The following is a 16875-nucleotide window of genomic DNA, read 5'->3' as shown; positions in this document are numbered from 1 at the left end:
GCGTCAAACGCCAGCGTTTCCGAGCTTGCGCATATTACTGCGAATGTCTTCGATCGTCTGTCCGACGCTGCCCAACACGCCAAGAAGTTCCTTGACGGCGCTCGCGGCGTCTTCGGCCATCAGCAATTCCGCAGCGCGCAGCTCGGCTGTCGTCAGTTCCTTGAGAGCGTGATCAATTGCATTCGAGTGGTTGCTGACGGACTCTCGCGCGCGCGTTACCTCTTGTTGATATTGCTGGTATCGGCGGACAAGCTCTTGGACGAATTCGGGGCCAAGCGTAGAACGTTGATTGTTGACACGCCCCATCTGCGCAGAAATCCAGCTCTGATATTGGTCGATGCTTTGGGATAACGGGGCGTCTGGTTGCAACTGGGTGCCCAACTGGACCAATGCATCCCTCAAGCTCCGGACTTCAGCAATTCGGCTTTCTACCGTCGCACCGGACATTGCCTTTAGGCGATCCACCAAGCCTGATATCTTTGCCCCATACGATTCCAAGGTCTTTTGCTGATCCTGAAGACGAGAGCGGAACGATTCAACTTTCGACGCCTCAGGGGTGATCGTCTTTAAGACCGCAGGAGGCCCCTGCCCTGTAGGCGTTTGACCGAACGCGGGAGGATTTACCGATCCGGCGAGGGCCACTGTCGCCGCGGTGAAAACAACGATGTTTAATAATCTAACCATCACTACTACTCCATGTCAGGCGCTATGGAACGTAGTAGTCGCGAGCCGCGCCGAATTTCTTCGCGCACCTATCCCCCAACCGAGCTGACGCGATAATCTGCGAGCAGTTTCGATCGTAGATGGACGCATTGAATCACGGCCAGCCGCCGATGAGAATCGGGTGGGAGTGCGGCATTCTGACTCAGGCCAAAGTCTCTCACTGCCGGAGATCACTCTTTCGCACGGCCTTCCCGCTTGCCAATCGATTGAAAGAATAGCCAGGCCAAGGCAGCGGCATCAAAAATTCCCATGCGCGCGTCTTCGCTCATCCAGGACCTTCGCGTAGGTGGCAAAGATAGATCGAGGGCAGGGATATGGTTCGCGATCGTCTCCGCTATACGATGTTTCGTAACGGCACCAAGCTCTTCGAAGCACTCGATGACTTGCGCTCGCGAGTACGCACGTACGAGCATGCCGGACTTTTCTGCGAACTCTGCTGCGGAGCGGTTGAGCTCTCGAATGCGCTTGGCGCGGCTCGTGCCACGGTCCGACATGTCTTGCAAGAGAAGTATATCGGGCGTGTGCAGTTCGAGCAATGAACGGAAGCGATCCAGACAGCGTGCATTCTTCTCGGTGCCGCGTGGCTCGTACACTCCCCAATCGACTGGCGATAGCCAACCTTCAAAGAGCACAAAAGCGAAACCACGCGATTGAAAATGAACAGCAAGGACCAACTCGTATCGTTTTCGGAAGTTCATGAGCGGGGCGCGTTCTTCCGTTTTTCCGATCGTGCAATGGCCGCTTCAAGCAACTGAATCTTCGCTCTCGTCCTCCTGGATGGATCGCCTTGGATTTCCTCGTACATCTCCCAGACGCGTGTCATCACGGCGTTTTCTATGCTTGCCGAAATGTCTGGAAAAAGCTCCGCCGCAGGAGCGCCGAACAGAACGAAGCAGGCAATGACGAGCTTCAAGGTCGGCGGACGTTGCTTCTTCTCGATGCGAGAGATGACGTCCGGCCTGGGCCAACCCAGGAGATGCGCAAGTTCGCCTTGCGAAAGGCCCCAACGAAGGCGGTGAGAGCGTAGGTAGTTGACAGGCTTTGTAGTTTTCATGGTCTCTGTTCGCCGACCAGGCGTCGGGAAACACGTGCCATGATGTGCGAACTGCACTCGGCACTGTAGACGTGAAGAATTGCCAAATTGGCAAACTGCTGGGCGTTCCGGAGCGGCGCGAAAACGGGGACGAGGGGACGTGGGGACGTCCTCCCGGAGCTCAAGGCCGCCGCCAGTAGGGAGTAGCGATTTGCTTGTGATGTGTATGGGTGCGGGCAACGACTGCTCGAGGACAGTCCCCACATCCCCATGTCCCCTATTATACCGCCGGCGGAGCCCCCCCGATCACGCTAACCCCATAGCGGGTGCACAGCAGCTCCAACCTGGAGCGATCTCCAATTGGCACGACGTATACGCCGTGACTCTTATACGTGCGAACGTTGAGCCGCTTTCGAAGGATGCTCCCAATCCAGCGATTGGTGATCGGCCTCTCGTACTCAAAGCCATATCGCTCGATGAATATCGCGACGATGTCGGACACAGGTACTACGGAGCGATCCGAGCCGGCCATCAGTTCGGCGAGAATTTCCAGCACCTGAGCCTCAACAAGCAAACCGCGGTCGGCTACTAGGATGTGCTGCGCCTCCAGAGCCATAGAGCGCAACTCCGTGCGCAAACGTTCATCGGAAACAACGCTGAGGAGCGGAAGCAAGATTTGATTGAGCCGCGGCTCGAGTCGCGGGTCCGCTAACCGTTCGTCGAGCTTGACCTCCATTCTTCGATGAAATCGATACAACAACAGCTTATTGCGAAGCTCGCGCGCCTCGTCCTTGAAGCTCTCGGGTAGATTTATGGGAATGTCGGAGCGGAGCCTTCGCGAGCCCATCTCCTCTGTTATGAAGCGGCTTTCCAGTCCTTTGTCGTCATAGCTGCCTCGCGTTGCCACGATCTTGGGGCCAAATACGTGAAACGCTTGCGGATTGAACTCGCGCTGGTGGTTCATCATGGTCCGCAACACTGGCAAACCACTGACGTTCCCATTGTTCAAAATCTTCACCATCTCGGCCTTTTCGTCGCTGAAGCGGAAATCGGCCTCATCGAAAATGAGCGTTCCTCTGAAGGCGTTGAGCGTATGAAAGATAGGAGACACGGTAGAGGCGCCGCTCGCGAAGAATCCCCTATAACAAAGCGAGCCAATCGTCAGGAGTGCGCGGGTCTTGCCGCTGCCATAGTCGCCGCGCAATCGCAGATACGGCAACTCATTGAAGGCATCATAGAGCCACGTCAGTAGTACATAGTACGTCGCTACCTTCTCAAATGAAGAGCTGAAGTCTACGTGGCGGTGAATGAAGCCCTGTACATCCGCGACCAGTTTCTCCTCGCTCCCATAAATGGATGGTTCCGATGGAAGCAATACAACGTCGTTCTTGACCAAGTTGTTGTTCGGAGAAAATGGCACGAGTCGCGCTTCGGAGCCGAGGTCGATACCATCCTGCAGCGTCCAACGCCCGGCAGTATAAATCGCGAAAACTGTTCGTCGCTTCTTTGGGTGGAATGCCATCTCAACAATGCTGCCATCATCAAGGATCGCGGATGCCGTCGGTACAATCGTCTTTTTTGCGTCAGCGTTGCTTTCCACCTAACCAGCCTATCTAATCCTCTGGTCAGCCTGCAGAAGGGGAATTCTGCCTAGGTCAGCATATCGCTCCCCTCCAAAATGGCCCGCTATCACCGATCATGTGGATATCCGATTCGCGCAACTTCGATTCCGATTCTAGAATCGCGAGTCCAAGCCAGATATGCGGTACTTCATCTATTGCAGAAAATCGTCGGAAGCCGAAGATCGGCAGGTCGCGTCGATCGCATCCCAACTGACTACGTTGCAGCGAACCTTCGGCGGGAGGCCCGACATCGAAGTCGCTGGACTTTACGAAGAGGCGTTCAGCGCCAAGGCGCCGGGGCGCGCGAAATTCAATGAGATGCTCGCTCAGATCGAGAAAGGGGCGGCGCAGGGGATCATTGCGTGGGCGCCAGATCGTCTTGCTCGAAATTCGATTGATGGAGGACGGCTCATCTACATGATCGACTGCGGTGTCATCAAGGACTTGAAATTCTCGACCTACACCTTCGAGAACAATTCACAAGGCAAATTCATGCTGCAGATCATGTTCGGTCAGTCGAAATACTACTCGGACGCATTGTCGGACAACGTAAAGCGCGGAAACCGGACAAAAATTGAGAATGGTTGGCGCCCTAACCAAGCTCCGCTCGGATATAAAAACGACGGCGCGACCAGAACAATCGTCAAGGACGCCGTAGCTTTCCCTCTGGTGCGCAAGATGTTTGATTTGATGATGACTGGGTCGTACACACCAAAGGAGATCGCTCTAACCGCTCGTGATGAGTGGGGCTTCCTGACACCGAAGCGCAAGAGGTCTGGCGGTAAGCCGCTTGCGATGAGCTCCGTTTACAAGATTCTCAGCAACCCATTTTATGCCGGAATGATCGTCTGGGACGGACAGATCTATCCAGGCAAGCACGAGCCAGTTCTTTCAATCGACGAGTTTCGGCAGGTGCGCCGAATGCTGGATCGTCCTAGCCGTCCAAGAGCGAAGCATCGTACATTTGCATTTACGGGAATGATCCAATGCGGCGCCTGCGGCTTGGGCATCACCGCAGAGCATAAATTCAACCGCTATCAGCAGCATTATGTCTACTACCATTGCTCTCGACCCCGACTAGACAAAAAATGCACCGAGCCATCAGTCGAGCTCCACGATCTAGAGCGACAAATTCTTGCGCTTCTGCGATCCGTTTCCGTGGACTCAAGGATCGAACGTTGGATCAGCCAGGAGATGGCAATCGACGGCGAACAACTCAAGCTCGTAGTTCAAGCGCGCGAACGGTCCTTGCGGCAGGCTTCGGACAATGTGAAAGGTCAAATGAATGAGTTGACCGGTTTGCGGCTGCGGAACCTCTTGACCGACGAGGAATTTGTCGGCCGGCGCCAAGAGCTGCAACAAGAACAAATCCGCTTGCAACATACGCTATCAAATGCAAGCGGAGGACCAAATTTGTTCGAACCTTTTCGCGAGGTCGTATTGTTCAGCAATAGAGCCGCGGATTGGTTCAAGAACGGTAACGACCGAGAAAAACGGCAAATACTTCAAACGGTATGTTCGAACCTCTATTTGAAAGACAAAATACTCAAGTTTGAAGCCAAGAAGCCGTTTGCTTCGCTCGCTCAAACGGCAAGCATTCCACATCAGCTGGGAGTCGTCGACGACGTTCGAACTTCACGGGGCACAATTGCCAAGCTGGCAAAAGAGATATCGCAATATTCGAAGACCGAAGAAGGTCAGCATACATTTGATTGCATCAGGGCTGTTTTGAATCAGGACGCGGAAGCGATGGAGAGGCTCGCTCCCCTTCGACGATATGCAAAGGTCGGGCGAGGATTTGGTAGAGCGCGAGGAGACGGCGGGTCATTTCAGCTGCCGCGGGCCGCGTGATCTCGTCTCCTCACAATTCTTTAGTGATGCTATAATCGTCTCGCGTATGGAGAAACAGTTTGATGACTGGAATGCAAAAAAGAAGGAAGTTCACCTACGAACTGACGCGCCTTTCTATAGCGCGCGAACTGTGGTGGTGCTCGCTTGGCGTGAACATTGGCTTTGAGCAGGACGGATCCGGCAAGAAATATGATCGTCCGGTCCTCATACTGAGAGGCTTCAGCAAAGAGACATGCCTGGTGATCCCACTCACCACGTCCGTGCAACAACATCCGTTGCGGCCTTCGATCGGGATCGTGGGAGGAAAAGAAGCGCACGCACTTCTTTCACAGATGCGCATCATCGATTCGAAGCGGTTGATTCGAAAAATCGGTTTTCTCGATAAAGAGATATTCGAGACCATGCGAAAAGCCGCCAAAGACTTGCTTTGACGGCCCCTCTCAACTTTTGTCTTCTGTTTGCCCCTTCTTACGGGGCGAGGCCGAAGCCACTTGTAGCCCAAAGAGTATCATTTCCCAGATGGAGTGCAAGTGAACGTGGGTGAACAGCGAAGGATCGGCTTCGAGGAAGCCTTAGGGCGCACGCCGCGCAGAGTATCGCGCTACAGCCTCGGATAGCTTCAAAAACAACCGAGGCGCTGCTCTCACCAAATCTCCGAGTGATTTGTAATAAGCATCGACCAGCTTGAGATCTAATTCCTTGTTGAGGAGATGACTATTCACTCGTACTGCCTTCGCAAGCCTATTGCGACAGCCACGTATTTCTCGAATGATTTCGAAACGTAGTGCTCGCGACGCGTCGTCCGTCCCCTGCACATCGTTCCACTTCGAATACAGGTCATGGAAATCCTGAAGGTGCTGCCAGATTGCCCTGCGAAAGACTCCTCCGTCCGGCAACCAGCTCGCGTGATCGGTGAACTGATTGAGTGTTGCCCTTACACGCTGACATTCTGCTTCTGAAATCCCGGTCTCGCTGACGGGAGCCAAATCATCGAGGAACCGCGGCAAAGCATCTGACCGAAATCGATCCATTGCCCATGCCGGCGTGTTTCTGCGTAATGGTTCGTCGGTACGCATGATACGCATCCTTGGGTGGCAAGGATAATACGCGCTCCGAAAAAGAAAAGAGCCGCGAAAGCGACTCCTTGAGTAGACTCTGTGGCGGGCTAAGCCTTTCTCCCTGAGGGACGTATCTAGGACCGGTTGAGCCGGAGTGTTTTCCCGAGGCGTGAGCCCCGGCGTATCCCAGACCACAGATTGAGGTATAAAATCACCTCTTTAGAGTATTTGGCGCACTGCACAAAAAGTCAACGCCGCATGGTCTGATAATTCTCCAATCCCAGACGTGACAGGTAGTCGTAACGAAACAACGAGCGCGAAGTCGTTTTCAGCTGACATGCCTTCGCTTGCGCAGAATCCTGTCCCAGACTGCGCGAAACTGGCTCAACTACATGGACGGCGCGCGAAAATAGCGACGCTACGCTTCTCGAATCAACTCAGAGCGAGTCCGGCGCTCTCGCACTCTCACCTGCTCCAGCTCGGCGAGCATCTCGGGTGGCAAAGAAACCGAGAAGATTGACGTGGTGCGCGACATGAGTCGAAATCTAGTCGCCACGCCTCCCTGATGCACGATGGGTGTTTTTGCCAAATCGACAAAATATGACTCAGCTGCGAGCTATTTTCGTGTTTCGCACTAAGTATGAACGAGTAACACTCTGCTGGGAGTCGACGCCGACGTTCGAACTTTGAATGCTAAAAGTGCCGAGTGGGCACAAGAAATTCTCCGCGACCTGCAATCTGAAGATGGTCAGCGCATCTCGCACAATATCAGGGTTCTTCGGGAGCGCTTTGAGCCAGAGGTGGTGGCGAGGGAGGAGGCTGCTCGTGCTCGCCGGGCAAGGGGCGCGAAATCAATCTATAGAGCGCGAGGAGACGATGCGCGATATCAGTCGCCTCTGCTGTAGTGATCTCCTCCCCCGAGACCTCCTTGTATATACGACGAAGTTCTTCGAGTCTCTCCGATGAGAATTCGTGACCGGTGGGTAACATGCGGTGATCGTACGGAATGTAGCTGAAAAGTCATAGGCGGGAAATTGTGCCGCGTTGGCCGCAGATCGGGGTGGGTCTTGAGGAGGACCGCGGTAGCTTTGGTGCTATAATGCCTTTCGCGTATGGAGAAGAATTTCGATGCTTGGAACGAGCTCAAGAAGAAAACTGATGCAGAGCAACCGCGCCTCTACACGGTACGCGAAGTGTGGTGGTGTCGCTTGGGAGTGAATGTGGGCACTGAGCAGGACGGAAGGGGCGAGTGGTACGTCCGTCCGTGCGTCATTTTGCGAGGTTTCGGCCCTGACGCTTGTCTTGTCGTTCCGCTCACAACATCCACCCGAGATCATCCGCTTCGGATTTCTGTCGGAAGCGTTGACGGCCGCGAAGCTCGGGCGAATCTTTCCCAGCTGCGTGTCGTCGATACGCGACGCCTCGAGAGGAAGGTTTGTTTCTTGGACAAAGAGATGTTTGCGAACATGAGAAAAGCCGTCAGAGGATTGCTCTGACGGCTTTTCTTATATTCTCCCCCTTGCGGGGGCGAGGCCGAAGCCAACTGTCCTCATACTATACCCCGTTTGGCGCTGAAATGCACGTGAAGCGTTGCGCGCACTAGAATACGAGAACGGCCTCAACGGCGCCCTCATCTTATTGGGCCGATACTCGCAGGCCTCTCGTCATTCCAAGTTCAGCGGATGGTAAGGCGGCGATGGAATCATTTTCCCGGCGACCAATAGGGAGTTAGCCTGCTGGATGCTTTCGGCTGGACATTGGATCTGAATGGAATTGATCCGAAGGATATTATTGCGCTCATAGGCGAGCGGGAGGAATCATCCGCGACAGGCGGTGCCGTAGCGGTTTCCGGACCAAGTTTAGACGAGATGACTGAGGCTGGACTGCAGCGTCCATCACCTACTTGGCGAGATCAATTTTCCAATGTTCAATCTGTTTCGAAATATCGACAGCAATCACATTCTCGATCTGATTTTCGTCATTACCACTCCAAAACTGAAACCGTCCTAAGCCGCCGCCGCGTCTATACGAGTCCGCGTACTGCTTTGTGCTTTCAAAATCCTCCTTGCATTCATCAAATTTGAATTTCTCCTTCCAAGTGTGTCCTCCCCCTGTTGCAACGATATTATCGACACGATAGTCAGTGTAGTGCCCCCCGAACAGATCATCGTATTGGACCTTCAGGCAGTTCTGCATATAGCTGAAGCCGTCAACGACCGTCTCAGGTTTGCTTCTTTCAATAACTTTTTCGATCACAGCTCGAAATCCCTTTCGTTCGCTGCCAAGTGGTAGCACCACCAAATTGAGACCCTTCTCACTGAGCCCAATAATTACTCCGGGTTTTTGGCTGCCGTAGCGCCCATTCAAGCCGTAGTCCTTACTGTCCTTGCGCCAATGGAGATCTGTTTGAATGAATACAATCACCTCGACGTCCAAATTCTTGATCGGTCCGCCTGAGTTCGCCAGCGCTACGTCGTCGTCCTGAAGCTTCCATTCCGTGCGCGGTTTGTTTTCCTCTTCCTTCTTGCGCTGCTCTATCATCAACGACAGCAGGCTTGCGTTCAGTTTTTCGATAGCTTCGGTCAAATCCTTGCCGGTTAGACCTGACTTCAGAAGCAGTTGACATGTCGTGCTTGCAATCAGCTGCGCTATGACCAGCTTGTCGGCGTTTGGATACTTTACGAACAGATTCTCGCTGATCGGAGTGACTTTACCGACTGCGTCCAAACCGACCAGCTTACCAAGCGCGCCAATCTTTAGCTCGGCATCGGCTTGGATACCTTTCTCAACCTGAGACGGTGGGGGCGGACAAGTATCGGCAATCACAGCGCGAGAAGAAAGGAGCGTGAGACTCACGACTAACAAACCTAAATGCTTCCAAGCCATGGCACCTCTCCTTTCTCGGGTCACCCAGCATGCCGAAACTACATCAAGTTGCTACGAACAAAAGCGCGATGGCGGTGCTCTCGCACTCAATCATGTGCATAGCCCGCCTTTCGACAGGCTCGATTCTGCCTATGTTAGGCGATCCGGCTGCACTCGAGCAGCCGCAGCCAGTTGGGCCTTCCTATCCCGCTTAGCAGTCTTGATGAGGGCATCAACACGCGGGATCATCTCGGCCAAATCCTTGATCTCCGGTGGGGCCCCCATTGCCTCGTCCGTATGCGAATGGCCCTCAATATACGCGGAAAGTTCCTCGTATATTCCACACATACTTTCCACGAGATCATCGTCCCAGGCGATGTTTCGAAATCCAGTGACAATGACCCGATCACTCCACCTTGGCACTACGTCCTTGAGTAATCGTTTGACTGCCGTTTCTTCAATGGTTCTGCGAAGGGCAGCCATCCCTTTGCAAATTGCGTCGTGCCGAGTTCGCCCCGTCAGCGCTTGCGCTTCCGCTAGGCACTGCTTAGCCCGCTCTGTCGAGTCGTACGCCTTACTAGTTGCCGGAGCATCATTTAGCGTAATTTGTCCTGGATGCCCCTCTTCGTCGCGATCGATCCAGTGGGCCTGGAACGAGATCTCTTCCTTCTCCGCTGTCGCAATCAGTTGATTGAGGAACGGCAGGTCATGCGTAAAGATAATAACTTGCCTTGATTGAGCTTCTCGAACAAGACGTTTTGCAATCAGACTCTTGCGCTGATGATCCTGTGAGGTCACGGGATCATCGAGCACGACGCCTGCATTCGAAGGGTTCATCGCCACTTCGGTGAGGAAGTCCGCTAGCGCAACCGCTTTCTGCTCGCCCTCGCTCAGGATAATCTCCGGACGGTGCCCACCTTTCAAGAGAAGAGATCGGACTGTCTTTCCTTTTTGGCCTGCCGTCTGTAGTTCAATCGGCATATCGCATTCCAGGTCATCGCACTCCTGCGCAAGCCGTGCTCGATACGAGGGGCCCACAATTTGACCAAAGAGTTCCTTTTCCTTGTCCGTTATATGCCGGGGGTTTAGGGCGGATTTCGCGCGCTCCGCTTTGGCACACCAAAGCGCGTCGGCGACGTAGGTCTCGATACCGCCGAGGAGCTTCGACAGGACCTCTCGATGGCGAAGAGTTTGACGTTCAAGTTCAAGAAATGCGATAGCGGTGGCAGCATTTTCTTTCGCTAAACGCTCCCAATCACTGCCGATCCGCTCGACTAGCGCGTGCAATGCGGAACTGACATCCGCATAGTTCACTGATCCTTGAACGGGATCGTGCGCAGCTAACGCTGCTACCGAGCTGTCACGCAACGCAGCGATGCTGACGGCGGCAAGATCGATCGCCGTGGCGAGGTCCGGGTCCAATCTATTGACATGAGCCCGAACCAGCGAATCTGAAGCGAAGATATTCACGTCCAAAGTCTTCAGCGCTCCGATCTCGTTTTCAACAGCCTTTGTCGCCGCCTGTGCCGCGCGCTGTGCCTCCCCCTCAACAAACGCTAGCAAGGCGGTGATGTGGGCTTGACTGTCGATATCCAGTGGGCGTTCGCAAAGGATGCATCTATCGTCCGGACCTGGGTACAAGTCGCTCTCTTTTCGGGCGAGGGCATGTACTGCTTTTGCGAACACTTCCCAATCCGGCGTCCCGACTGCCTTAAAGAACGGTCTCTTAAACGTCTCTGTCCCGACTGCAGCCGCGGCAGCCGTACACTCCCGGGCAGTCTTCGACAGCGCTGTCCGAAACGCCCGTTTCTCGGGAGAGAATTCACTCCCGAGCGCATCAAGCTTCGCAAGTAGCGCGGTAATATCTTTTTTGGCCTGCTTCAGGTTTTCGATCAGCTCCTGGGGTGAGCTCGCTTTCAATGCTGTCGCTTGCGAGTCCACCTCTCGGAGGCGAGCCTTCTCTGCTTCACCGTAGATCGCGAGCTTTCGCACCGCGGCCATATCGGTCCTGGGGCCAATCGTGGCGACGAGCTTTGCTACGTCTGTTTCTTGCCCGATGAACGAGTCCGAGAAGCGGGTGGTGTGCGCCCGAGATAGGATGGCATTGGCGAGGAGCTTGCCGAGCTCACCATATACGCGAGCCATTTCGGGAAAAACGTCGAACCCGGACGGCTTGAATTCAAATGCCGTTGTTTCGCCGACATGAAGCTTCGCAATTGTAACGTCGAAAAAGCTGATACGTTTTAGTTCCGGGTTCGCGATACCTCCTGAGAGTGCGAATGGTTCAGATGATTCTCCGTCCAGCCGAACGTGGAAACTTGCCGCTAGATCAGCGGTTCCGCCGTTCGCATAGATGTTCGGTACGATCTTCGGTTTGTGCCGACTAAAGCAGGCATTGGCGAATAGGCGCGCGAAACCGCTCTTTCCGGCGCCGTTCCGGCCATAGATGACGGTAAGCCTCGGATCGAATGTAAGCAAAGAGCCATCCGGGAGTGCGTTAACGCCCACAAGCCCATCGACTCGGACAAGGCAGAGCGGTTTGCACTCATCATCCGCGGATCGAGGCAAAATTACAGGGGCAGCTCGGTGCTCCGCAGGCGCCTCCGCCAAATCATGTGCACTCAGAAACAGGCGGTACGCCGTGCCAATCTCGTCATCGCTCAGTCTGCCCTTTGAAGTCGCCTGCGCAATGATGAACTGCTGCCAAGGGCTGAGCTGTGTCCCCCAGGCATCGAGAGCCTGCCAGACCGTTGGTGCGCGCGATTCGATCATAGCTATATACTCTCGCAGCGGCTCCAGAATGCAACTTAAAAGCGCACCGTACATCTACGGATGTAATCTCTTTCTCTTGGCCTGCTCACCGACCATTGAGTGAGAAAAACCTATGCGGTGACCTTTCTTTCAATTCCAAGATGTTTTTCGATCGCAGCAATACGCTCAAGCGCATGATCAATCTCTTTGCGATAGCCCTCGATGTTTTCGACCTTGATTGCCAGAATATCGAGATCGCGACGAATCGTTCTCAACTCCGAGCGGATTTCTCTGAGCTCCAGGTCGATGCGAGCAAAACCAGCGTCAACTTTCCTTTCAAGATTGCCAATCTCTGCACGAATATCCTCACCCTCTTCTTTGATAAGTCGGGCGAGCTTGTCGAAATCAGACTCCTTTTTGGCCATACCGAAAGCATAGCATAGGGCCGATTGTCATGACCCCTTAGTCGCATACTTGAACTGATCGAGACTGGACGCAAAGGAGGGTAGCCGCCGATAGGTGCCATCCGAGTAGCGCTGGTAGCTTTGCCAAACGTGCGGGTCGGAATCTCCGAAGTGTACCAATCCATCAAATGCCCAACCATCGTCAGGATTGACGCCAAACCATACATCACAAAACCGCTCGCTCTGAGGGTTTACAAGCTGCACAAGCCAATCCCTTTTGCCGTGGTGATCGCGCGTCTCAAATCCAAAGGCCGGTGCATGGGAGAAAAGTTGCGGCATCAGTCGCTGGTTGAGTTCGCGCTCCAAGGCAGCCCAAGCCATGAAGTCAACCTCTGCCTCGTTCTCATCTAAAATGCGGACACCCGCCGGGAGACCATCAACGGGACCCCAGCGAACTCTTTGTGGGACAATTGTGCTGTTTGCCATGGCCGAGAGCCTACAACATCCGGGTGATTTCAGAGTGAATGTTATACACGAGTCACTGTTTTATTGAAGTACATGCGCAGCGCTTCTCGCATCAGCTCCGACCGCGTCCGATGCTCTTGCGCTCTCACCTGCTCCAACTCGGCGAGCATCTCGGGTGGCAAAGAAACCGACAATATGAATCGCCGGAGGGCGAGGAAGCGCCCACCAAATACCGAACATTGGATTCCGTCAGCTGGTCGATACCGCCAAGCTGCGCTGGCGCATTGAGCGCGACTACGACCCAAACAGGAGGCCGGTCTTTGCCACTTCGAGGGGCGAGGCTGGCGCGGCTTCCACCATCACGCAACGCTGTGCATCGCGGCCTACGGAGTCCTGGTCTCCGAGTGGGAGACGATTCCCCCTGCGCAACAGGTTCGGCCCGGCTTTTCAAAGAAATTACAATTCCCGAAATTTATCGCCCGAGGGGTTCCGCCATTGCGGTCTGAACGGCACGTTCCAAATTCGATCGCGACCGTTCGGCGAGGATTGCGCGTAGCGTCGCTCTCGCGTCCACACTATCTTGATGCCCTGTTGCATCAGGGCAGCCTCAAGTCAAAGTAGGTATCGAAATTTGTGACGCAGTAAGACTAGTGGGCGTCGATATTGTAGTCTGCATCCCCTGATCCGCAAGAAGATCGAGGCTGAGGCCACACGCGTCTTCTGATGCCGAGCCGTACGCCGCTTTTTGCTCATCCACGACATGCTTGAAAGCATTCGGGGATAGAGAAGGCTGTCAAAGGGAAGACGTACCGCGATTGCCGGCGTTCATGGCTCCTAACCTAGGAAGTTGCTCGAAGAGGAAACCGATTTCGCGAGATTGCGGCGAGCCCATTCGATCGCCGGCCTACTACGCATGAAGAATGGAAGGTTCAGGTCGGCGCACAATTGTGCCGCGCTCGCTTCAATCTCCTTACCTTCAAACACCTTCCAAACCTCTTCGTTTTCGTCAAAGTCCATCTGTTTCAGTGTGAAGGGATAGTTTGCAGGCGTCCCCTCGAACACGCGTTCATCCATTTTGCCAGCTTGGTCCGCGTACCAGACTTCCCCAACAATAATGTCCGCGTTGGTTTGAGCGAGCTTGATTATTTCGAGGTACTCCTCAACTGGTACGTTTGGTAGAAATGGGCGCAGTGCCAGCACGCTAATAAGTCCGTTTGCTTTGAAGCGGCCCAATTGGGCAATGCGTTCATATGGAGATGCGATAGGACGCGGTTCAAGGTGCGGATGATGAAGCTGTGCAACACTCACGTAGGCGAAGACTCGCCGGCCTCTCGATCTGCAGGAGTCATTTATGTCCTCTAGCTCGCGCAGATGATCGTCGTTGAGGAGGGCCCGTGTCGTAAAGAGGAGATCGACACCGAATTGGAGAAGAGCGCGAAGCAAGGCGAGTCCCTTCTCTGTCCGTGGAGGGCCAAACGAGTCGGTGTCGCCACTTACGAAGATAATATCGTACGGTTCACGAACCGACTTGATCCATTCAAGGATTTCGGGGATCTCCAAGGCAGCGTATTTCAGGAAGCCGGCCTGGACATAGCAAAATGGGCACCGATAAACACAATATCGACGTTGCGTTAGCGGACCCAACGAAACCATTACCCGTCGGTCACGCACGTCAAATGGCCGTTCAGGCGGGCGCTGTAACATGTCACACATCCAGTCGATGTTCGGAGCTAAGCGCCGTAGCCGACTTCCGTCACCTGCAAGTTCTTGTAGTTGCCTAGCTTAACTAGACTGATCTTCCCCCGAAAAAATGGACAGGGTTAAGCTGCTTTTAGCTCCATCTCGATCGGGCTAATACAGCCGATGGCGGAGTGACGACGCTTTCGACTGTACAACAAGGTTTAGGAACGCCCACAGGACCGTTTTTCGCGAGGTACTTTATCGGCATCATGTTTGAAAATGTCGGACATGAGGCAACGGCTTACAGTCGCGATGTTCCAGAAGCTCGAGGCTTGACAGAGCAGTTGCGGACGAACAGGAAATCGAAGTCCGGACATGGTGAGTTTATGGAATGACTCCCGGCACTTCTTTGCCGGTGCAGCTGCATTTGAAGATCAAGCGCGCGATGTAGACATCGCCGATCTGCGTCTGGCAGGCCGAGCCAACCTTATAGAGCGCGCTGAAGCAGCGCGCGGACTTTTAAACGCCGCATTCCCTGTGGTAGGCAGCGCGAGCGTATGGCCGCGCAACTTGAGACGAGAGGAGGTTCTAATGTTCGAGGCTAAAGACTATCGCGTGTGTTGCCACCATTTCGTCACCCCAGCGAACCGCGCAGTCTACCCGGCGCAGGAGCCCTTACTAACCTACTCTGAGGCCCTTCGGCACGTGCAGGCCGAGCAGTCCAAGGGCTATATGGTGGCCTGGGTCATCGACCGCGCCGGAGCAGGCGCCACCAAATGTGATTGGTGATTCTAACGCGAAGCGTTCCCGCCGCGCCTTGCGATGCATGGGACCGTTAGGGCTTAGCTCCCGGTAGCGTCAGCTGTGACCGAGTTGGCTGGCGCGTTCGAGATACCTGCAGGGCCACCATGTTCTCCTCACGGTGGCGCGGGGATTGCAAATCAACAAGAGGACCATTGAAGGGCTTACGTCCGTTGATGAAGTCGACAAGGCTTTCGTCGACGGGCTTTCTGCGCTGACAGGTGTGGGCAAGAGTCGCTGCCGGAGGTCGCGGCCGTCACCCGTGACCTTCTTGCCGGCATCAAAGCCTTGCGGGTCGAGCGCAGAGCCCCTTTTTGCGCCGCCTTGGCACTCTGGCTGTCAATGATTGCCGCCGTCGGACTGGCTTCACGGCCGGCCTGCTCACGAGCCTCGACGTAAAGTGCATGGTGGATGCGCTCCAGCGTGCTGTCCCACTGCCACAGCATGAAATAGTAATGCGCCGTGCTCTTCGGCGGGAGGTCTTTCGGCAGCGCCTTCCACTGACACCCCGTCCACAACACGTAGAAGATCGCGTTAAGAACCTCGCGGACATCGACATTCCGCGGCCGGCCGCCGCGCTTGGCCGGCGGAATCCTCGGTGCGATCATCGCCCATTCCGCCTCGGTAAGATCACTCGGATAACGAAGCCCGTGCCGTTCAGCCGCGCACCGGTGTTCAGGCTTCCACATTAGACGCTCCATCCCAAATCAAGCGCCATCACAGAATCACAACCGATTCACCCGACTCAACTTCTTCTTGGATCGGCTCTAAGTCCCCAGAGCCTGAACATCCCCGCAAATGGATGAACATCGCCTGATTTGTAAGGACATAGACAAGCTCGGTCGCGCACGACTGCGAACTCGACTAACTAAACGTAAGCCGTACAACGTTTCCGTTCGGGGCGTCGCGGGCTCCCGTCGGCAAAGCCTACCAGTTTCGGTAGTAATTCTGAGTAGGGATCAGTGGTATTCGTTGCAGATACGGATATCCGGGGCGGGAGGATTCCAAGCCTAAAGAATGCCGTCGGGCGCCTCAGGGCCGTCGAATATTCGCTGTGTTTGCGGTAGGGCAACCAACAAGGCCACCACGTATGCTCAGCGCCGAGCAAATAGCGGAAGCCAAGAAGCGAGTTCGCTATCAGGGACAAGAGAATCTTCACCAACATGACGACTGCATCAGGATCGCATATGAGTGGCTCGATGCGCAGACCACGACGAAGAGATTCTTGAACCGTACCCGCCCAATCAAACATATCATCGAGAGGTGGGGCGGGAGATACGTTTCGTCATCGGACGTGGAAGCAGCGGCGGAACTACATCCTCGCATCAAGGGAAAGTATCCTCATTTTAATATCAGTTCTTGCCTTACACTCCCCTCTGATCGACGCCTGGCAGATATTTCGGAGGCCAGAACACAAGGTTACCAACTTACGTCGGCGCACATCACGCAAACGTATTTTCGAATCGAAGAACCCTAGATGAGACCATCATACCATCATAATGGCGGACCCAATCTGGTCAGGGCCAGCGATGACAGCTTAGAGGGCAGAGAGGTTTGTCGTCGGCGCCCGCTTTAGAGAGGGCCGGGGATATTCGGCGCCTGTAGCTAGATTGCAAAATAGG

General features: G+C 54.6%; 16 protein-coding genes and 2 pseudogenes. 5 read left to right on the top strand and 13 right to left on the bottom strand.

What is annotated here, in order from left to right; translation table 11 throughout:
• Positions 1–3: 3 nt before the first annotated feature.
• The 4 genes from ACNJYB_RS03295 to ACNJYB_RS03280 form a co-directional block, all read right to left on the bottom strand.
• Positions 4–684 (bottom strand): hypothetical protein, encoded by a 681-nt coding sequence (locus tag ACNJYB_RS03295; protein WP_439372683.1) that lies wholly within the window; start codon positions 682–684, stop codon positions 4–6.
• 209 nt (positions 685–893) lie between these two features.
• The gene (locus ACNJYB_RS03290) at positions 894–1421 is read right to left on the bottom strand and encodes a hypothetical protein (protein ID WP_439372682.1); all 528 of its coding nucleotides are present in this window, start codon (positions 1419–1421) and stop codon (positions 894–896) included.
• Positions 1418–1777, bottom strand: coding sequence for a helix-turn-helix transcriptional regulator (locus tag ACNJYB_RS03285; RefSeq protein ID WP_439372681.1), 360 nt, complete (start codon positions 1775–1777; stop codon positions 1418–1420). The genes ACNJYB_RS03290 and ACNJYB_RS03285 overlap by 4 nt, the downstream gene beginning before the upstream one ends.
• 259 nt (positions 1778–2036) lie before the next feature.
• Positions 2037–3356, bottom strand: a complete 1320-nt coding sequence (locus ACNJYB_RS03280) for a hypothetical protein (RefSeq protein ID WP_439372680.1) — start codon at positions 3354–3356, stop codon at positions 2037–2039.
• A gap of 160 nt (positions 3357–3516) precedes the next feature.
• Here ACNJYB_RS03280 and ACNJYB_RS03275 point away from each other — a divergent pair, with 160 nt between their 5' ends.
• Together ACNJYB_RS03275 and ACNJYB_RS03270 are read left to right on the top strand one after the other, a co-directional pair.
• Entirely contained in the window at positions 3517–5229 is a 1713-nt protein-coding gene (locus ACNJYB_RS03275) for a recombinase family protein (protein WP_439372679.1), read from the top strand.
• Between the two features lie 62 nt (positions 5230–5291).
• Complete coding sequence (locus ACNJYB_RS03270; protein WP_439372678.1) at positions 5292–5660, top strand: type II toxin-antitoxin system PemK/MazF family toxin; 369 nt, start codon at positions 5292–5294, stop codon at positions 5658–5660.
• A gap of 141 nt (positions 5661–5801) precedes the next feature.
• On the opposite strand, the gene ACNJYB_RS03265 is transcribed toward ACNJYB_RS03270, so the two are convergent.
• Entirely contained in the window at positions 5802–6305 is a 504-nt protein-coding gene (locus tag ACNJYB_RS03265) for a hypothetical protein (protein WP_439372677.1), read from the bottom strand.
• Positions 6306–6705: 400 nt separating this feature from the next.
• Entirely contained in the window at positions 6706–6777 is a 72-nt protein-coding gene (locus ACNJYB_RS03260; protein WP_439375787.1) for a hypothetical protein, read from the bottom strand.
• Between the two features lie 622 nt (positions 6778–7399).
• On the opposite strand from ACNJYB_RS03260, the gene ACNJYB_RS03255 reads away from it, so the two are divergent.
• On the top strand, positions 7400–7783 hold the full coding sequence (locus ACNJYB_RS03255; RefSeq protein ID WP_439372676.1) for a type II toxin-antitoxin system PemK/MazF family toxin: 384 nt from the start codon (positions 7400–7402) through the stop codon (positions 7781–7783).
• Between the two features lie 403 nt (positions 7784–8186).
• On the opposite strand, the gene ACNJYB_RS03250 is transcribed toward ACNJYB_RS03255, so the two are convergent.
• From ACNJYB_RS03250 to ACNJYB_RS03230, 5 genes are all read right to left on the bottom strand, one after another.
• Positions 8187–9173 (bottom strand): hypothetical protein, encoded by a 987-nt coding sequence (locus ACNJYB_RS03250; protein ID WP_439372675.1) that lies wholly within the window; start codon positions 9171–9173, stop codon positions 8187–8189.
• Positions 9174–9302: 129 nt separating this feature from the next.
• The gene (locus tag ACNJYB_RS03245; protein WP_439372674.1) at positions 9303–11924 is read right to left on the bottom strand and encodes an AAA family ATPase; all 2622 of its coding nucleotides are present in this window, start codon (positions 11922–11924) and stop codon (positions 9303–9305) included.
• A gap of 110 nt (positions 11925–12034) precedes the next feature.
• Positions 12035–12328 (bottom strand): hypothetical protein, encoded by a 294-nt coding sequence (locus ACNJYB_RS03240; RefSeq protein WP_439372673.1) that lies wholly within the window; start codon positions 12326–12328, stop codon positions 12035–12037.
• 27 nt (positions 12329–12355) lie between these two features.
• Positions 12356–12793, bottom strand: a complete 438-nt coding sequence (locus ACNJYB_RS03235) for a hypothetical protein (protein ID WP_439372672.1) — start codon at positions 12791–12793, stop codon at positions 12356–12358.
• 41 nt (positions 12794–12834) lie between these two features.
• Positions 12835–12942 (bottom strand): ribbon-helix-helix protein, CopG family, encoded by a 108-nt coding sequence (locus ACNJYB_RS03230; RefSeq protein ID WP_439375786.1) that lies wholly within the window; start codon positions 12940–12942, stop codon positions 12835–12837.
• A gap of 80 nt (positions 12943–13022) precedes the next feature.
• On the opposite strand from ACNJYB_RS03230, the pseudogene ACNJYB_RS03225 reads away from it, so the two are divergent.
• Positions 13023–13278: pseudogene (locus tag ACNJYB_RS03225) on the top strand (IS701 family transposase); the annotation flags it as partial.
• Positions 13279–13606: 328 nt separating this feature from the next.
• On the opposite strand, the gene ACNJYB_RS03220 reads toward ACNJYB_RS03225, so the two are convergent.
• Positions 13607–14425: a radical SAM protein gene (locus ACNJYB_RS03220; RefSeq protein ID WP_439375785.1), complete on the bottom strand. Its 819-nt coding sequence runs from the start codon at positions 14423–14425 to the stop codon at positions 13607–13609.
• Positions 14426–15043: 618 nt separating this feature from the next.
• On the opposite strand from ACNJYB_RS03220, the gene ACNJYB_RS03215 reads away from it, so the two are divergent.
• Positions 15044–15241 carry a hypothetical protein gene (locus ACNJYB_RS03215; protein WP_439372671.1) on the top strand — a complete coding sequence of 66 codons (198 nt, stop codon included), beginning with the start codon at positions 15044–15046 and terminating at the stop codon, positions 15239–15241.
• A gap of 255 nt (positions 15242–15496) precedes the next feature.
• On the opposite strand, the pseudogene ACNJYB_RS03210 reads toward ACNJYB_RS03215, so the two are convergent.
• A pseudogene (locus ACNJYB_RS03210) lies at positions 15497–15942 on the bottom strand (IS5 family transposase); the annotation flags it as partial.
• Between the last annotated feature and the right edge of the window lie 933 nt (positions 15943–16875).

This window comes from Bradyrhizobium sp. SMVTL-02 (genome assembly GCF_051853005.1).
In the GTDB taxonomy this organism is placed as follows: Bacteria; Pseudomonadota; Alphaproteobacteria; order Rhizobiales; family Xanthobacteraceae; genus Bradyrhizobium.
Note: the sequence above shows the minus strand (reverse complement) of the source record. Positions and strands in the feature narration are given on the sequence as shown.

Coding starts and splice junctions, on each gene's coding strand:
- ACNJYB_RS03270 (WP_439372678.1), top strand. CDS start 5,292: ATGACTGGAATGCAAAAAAGAAGGAAGTTCACCTACGAACTGACGCGC.
- ACNJYB_RS03265 (WP_439372677.1), bottom strand. CDS start 6,305: ATGCGTACCGACGAACCATTACGCAGAAACACGCCGGCATGGGCAATG.
- ACNJYB_RS03290 (WP_439372682.1), bottom strand. CDS start 1,421: ATGAACTTCCGAAAACGATACGAGTTGGTCCTTGCTGTTCATTTTCAA.
- ACNJYB_RS03240 (WP_439372673.1), bottom strand. CDS start 12,328: ATGGCCAAAAAGGAGTCTGATTTCGACAAGCTCGCCCGACTTATCAAA.
- ACNJYB_RS03230 (WP_439375786.1), bottom strand. CDS start 12,942: ATGCTCGCCGAGTTGGAGCAGGTGAGAGCGCAAGAGCATCGGACGCGG.
- ACNJYB_RS03215 (WP_439372671.1), top strand. CDS start 15,044: ATGTTCGAGGCTAAAGACTATCGCGTGTGTTGCCACCATTTCGTCACC.
- ACNJYB_RS03235 (WP_439372672.1), bottom strand. CDS start 12,793: ATGGCAAACAGCACAATTGTCCCACAAAGAGTTCGCTGGGGTCCCGTT.
- ACNJYB_RS03255 (WP_439372676.1), top strand. CDS start 7,400: ATGGAGAAGAATTTCGATGCTTGGAACGAGCTCAAGAAGAAAACTGAT.
- ACNJYB_RS03285 (WP_439372681.1), bottom strand. CDS start 1,777: ATGAAAACTACAAAGCCTGTCAACTACCTACGCTCTCACCGCCTTCGT.
- ACNJYB_RS03245 (WP_439372674.1), bottom strand. CDS start 11,924: ATGATCGAATCGCGCGCACCAACGGTCTGGCAGGCTCTCGATGCCTGG.
- ACNJYB_RS03220 (WP_439375785.1), bottom strand. CDS start 14,425: ATGGTTTCGTTGGGTCCGCTAACGCAACGTCGATATTGTGTTTATCGG.
- ACNJYB_RS03275 (WP_439372679.1), top strand. CDS start 3,517: ATGCGGTACTTCATCTATTGCAGAAAATCGTCGGAAGCCGAAGATCGG.
- ACNJYB_RS03250 (WP_439372675.1), bottom strand. CDS start 9,173: ATGGCTTGGAAGCATTTAGGTTTGTTAGTCGTGAGTCTCACGCTCCTT.
- ACNJYB_RS03295 (WP_439372683.1), bottom strand. CDS start 684: ATGGTTAGATTATTAAACATCGTTGTTTTCACCGCGGCGACAGTGGCC.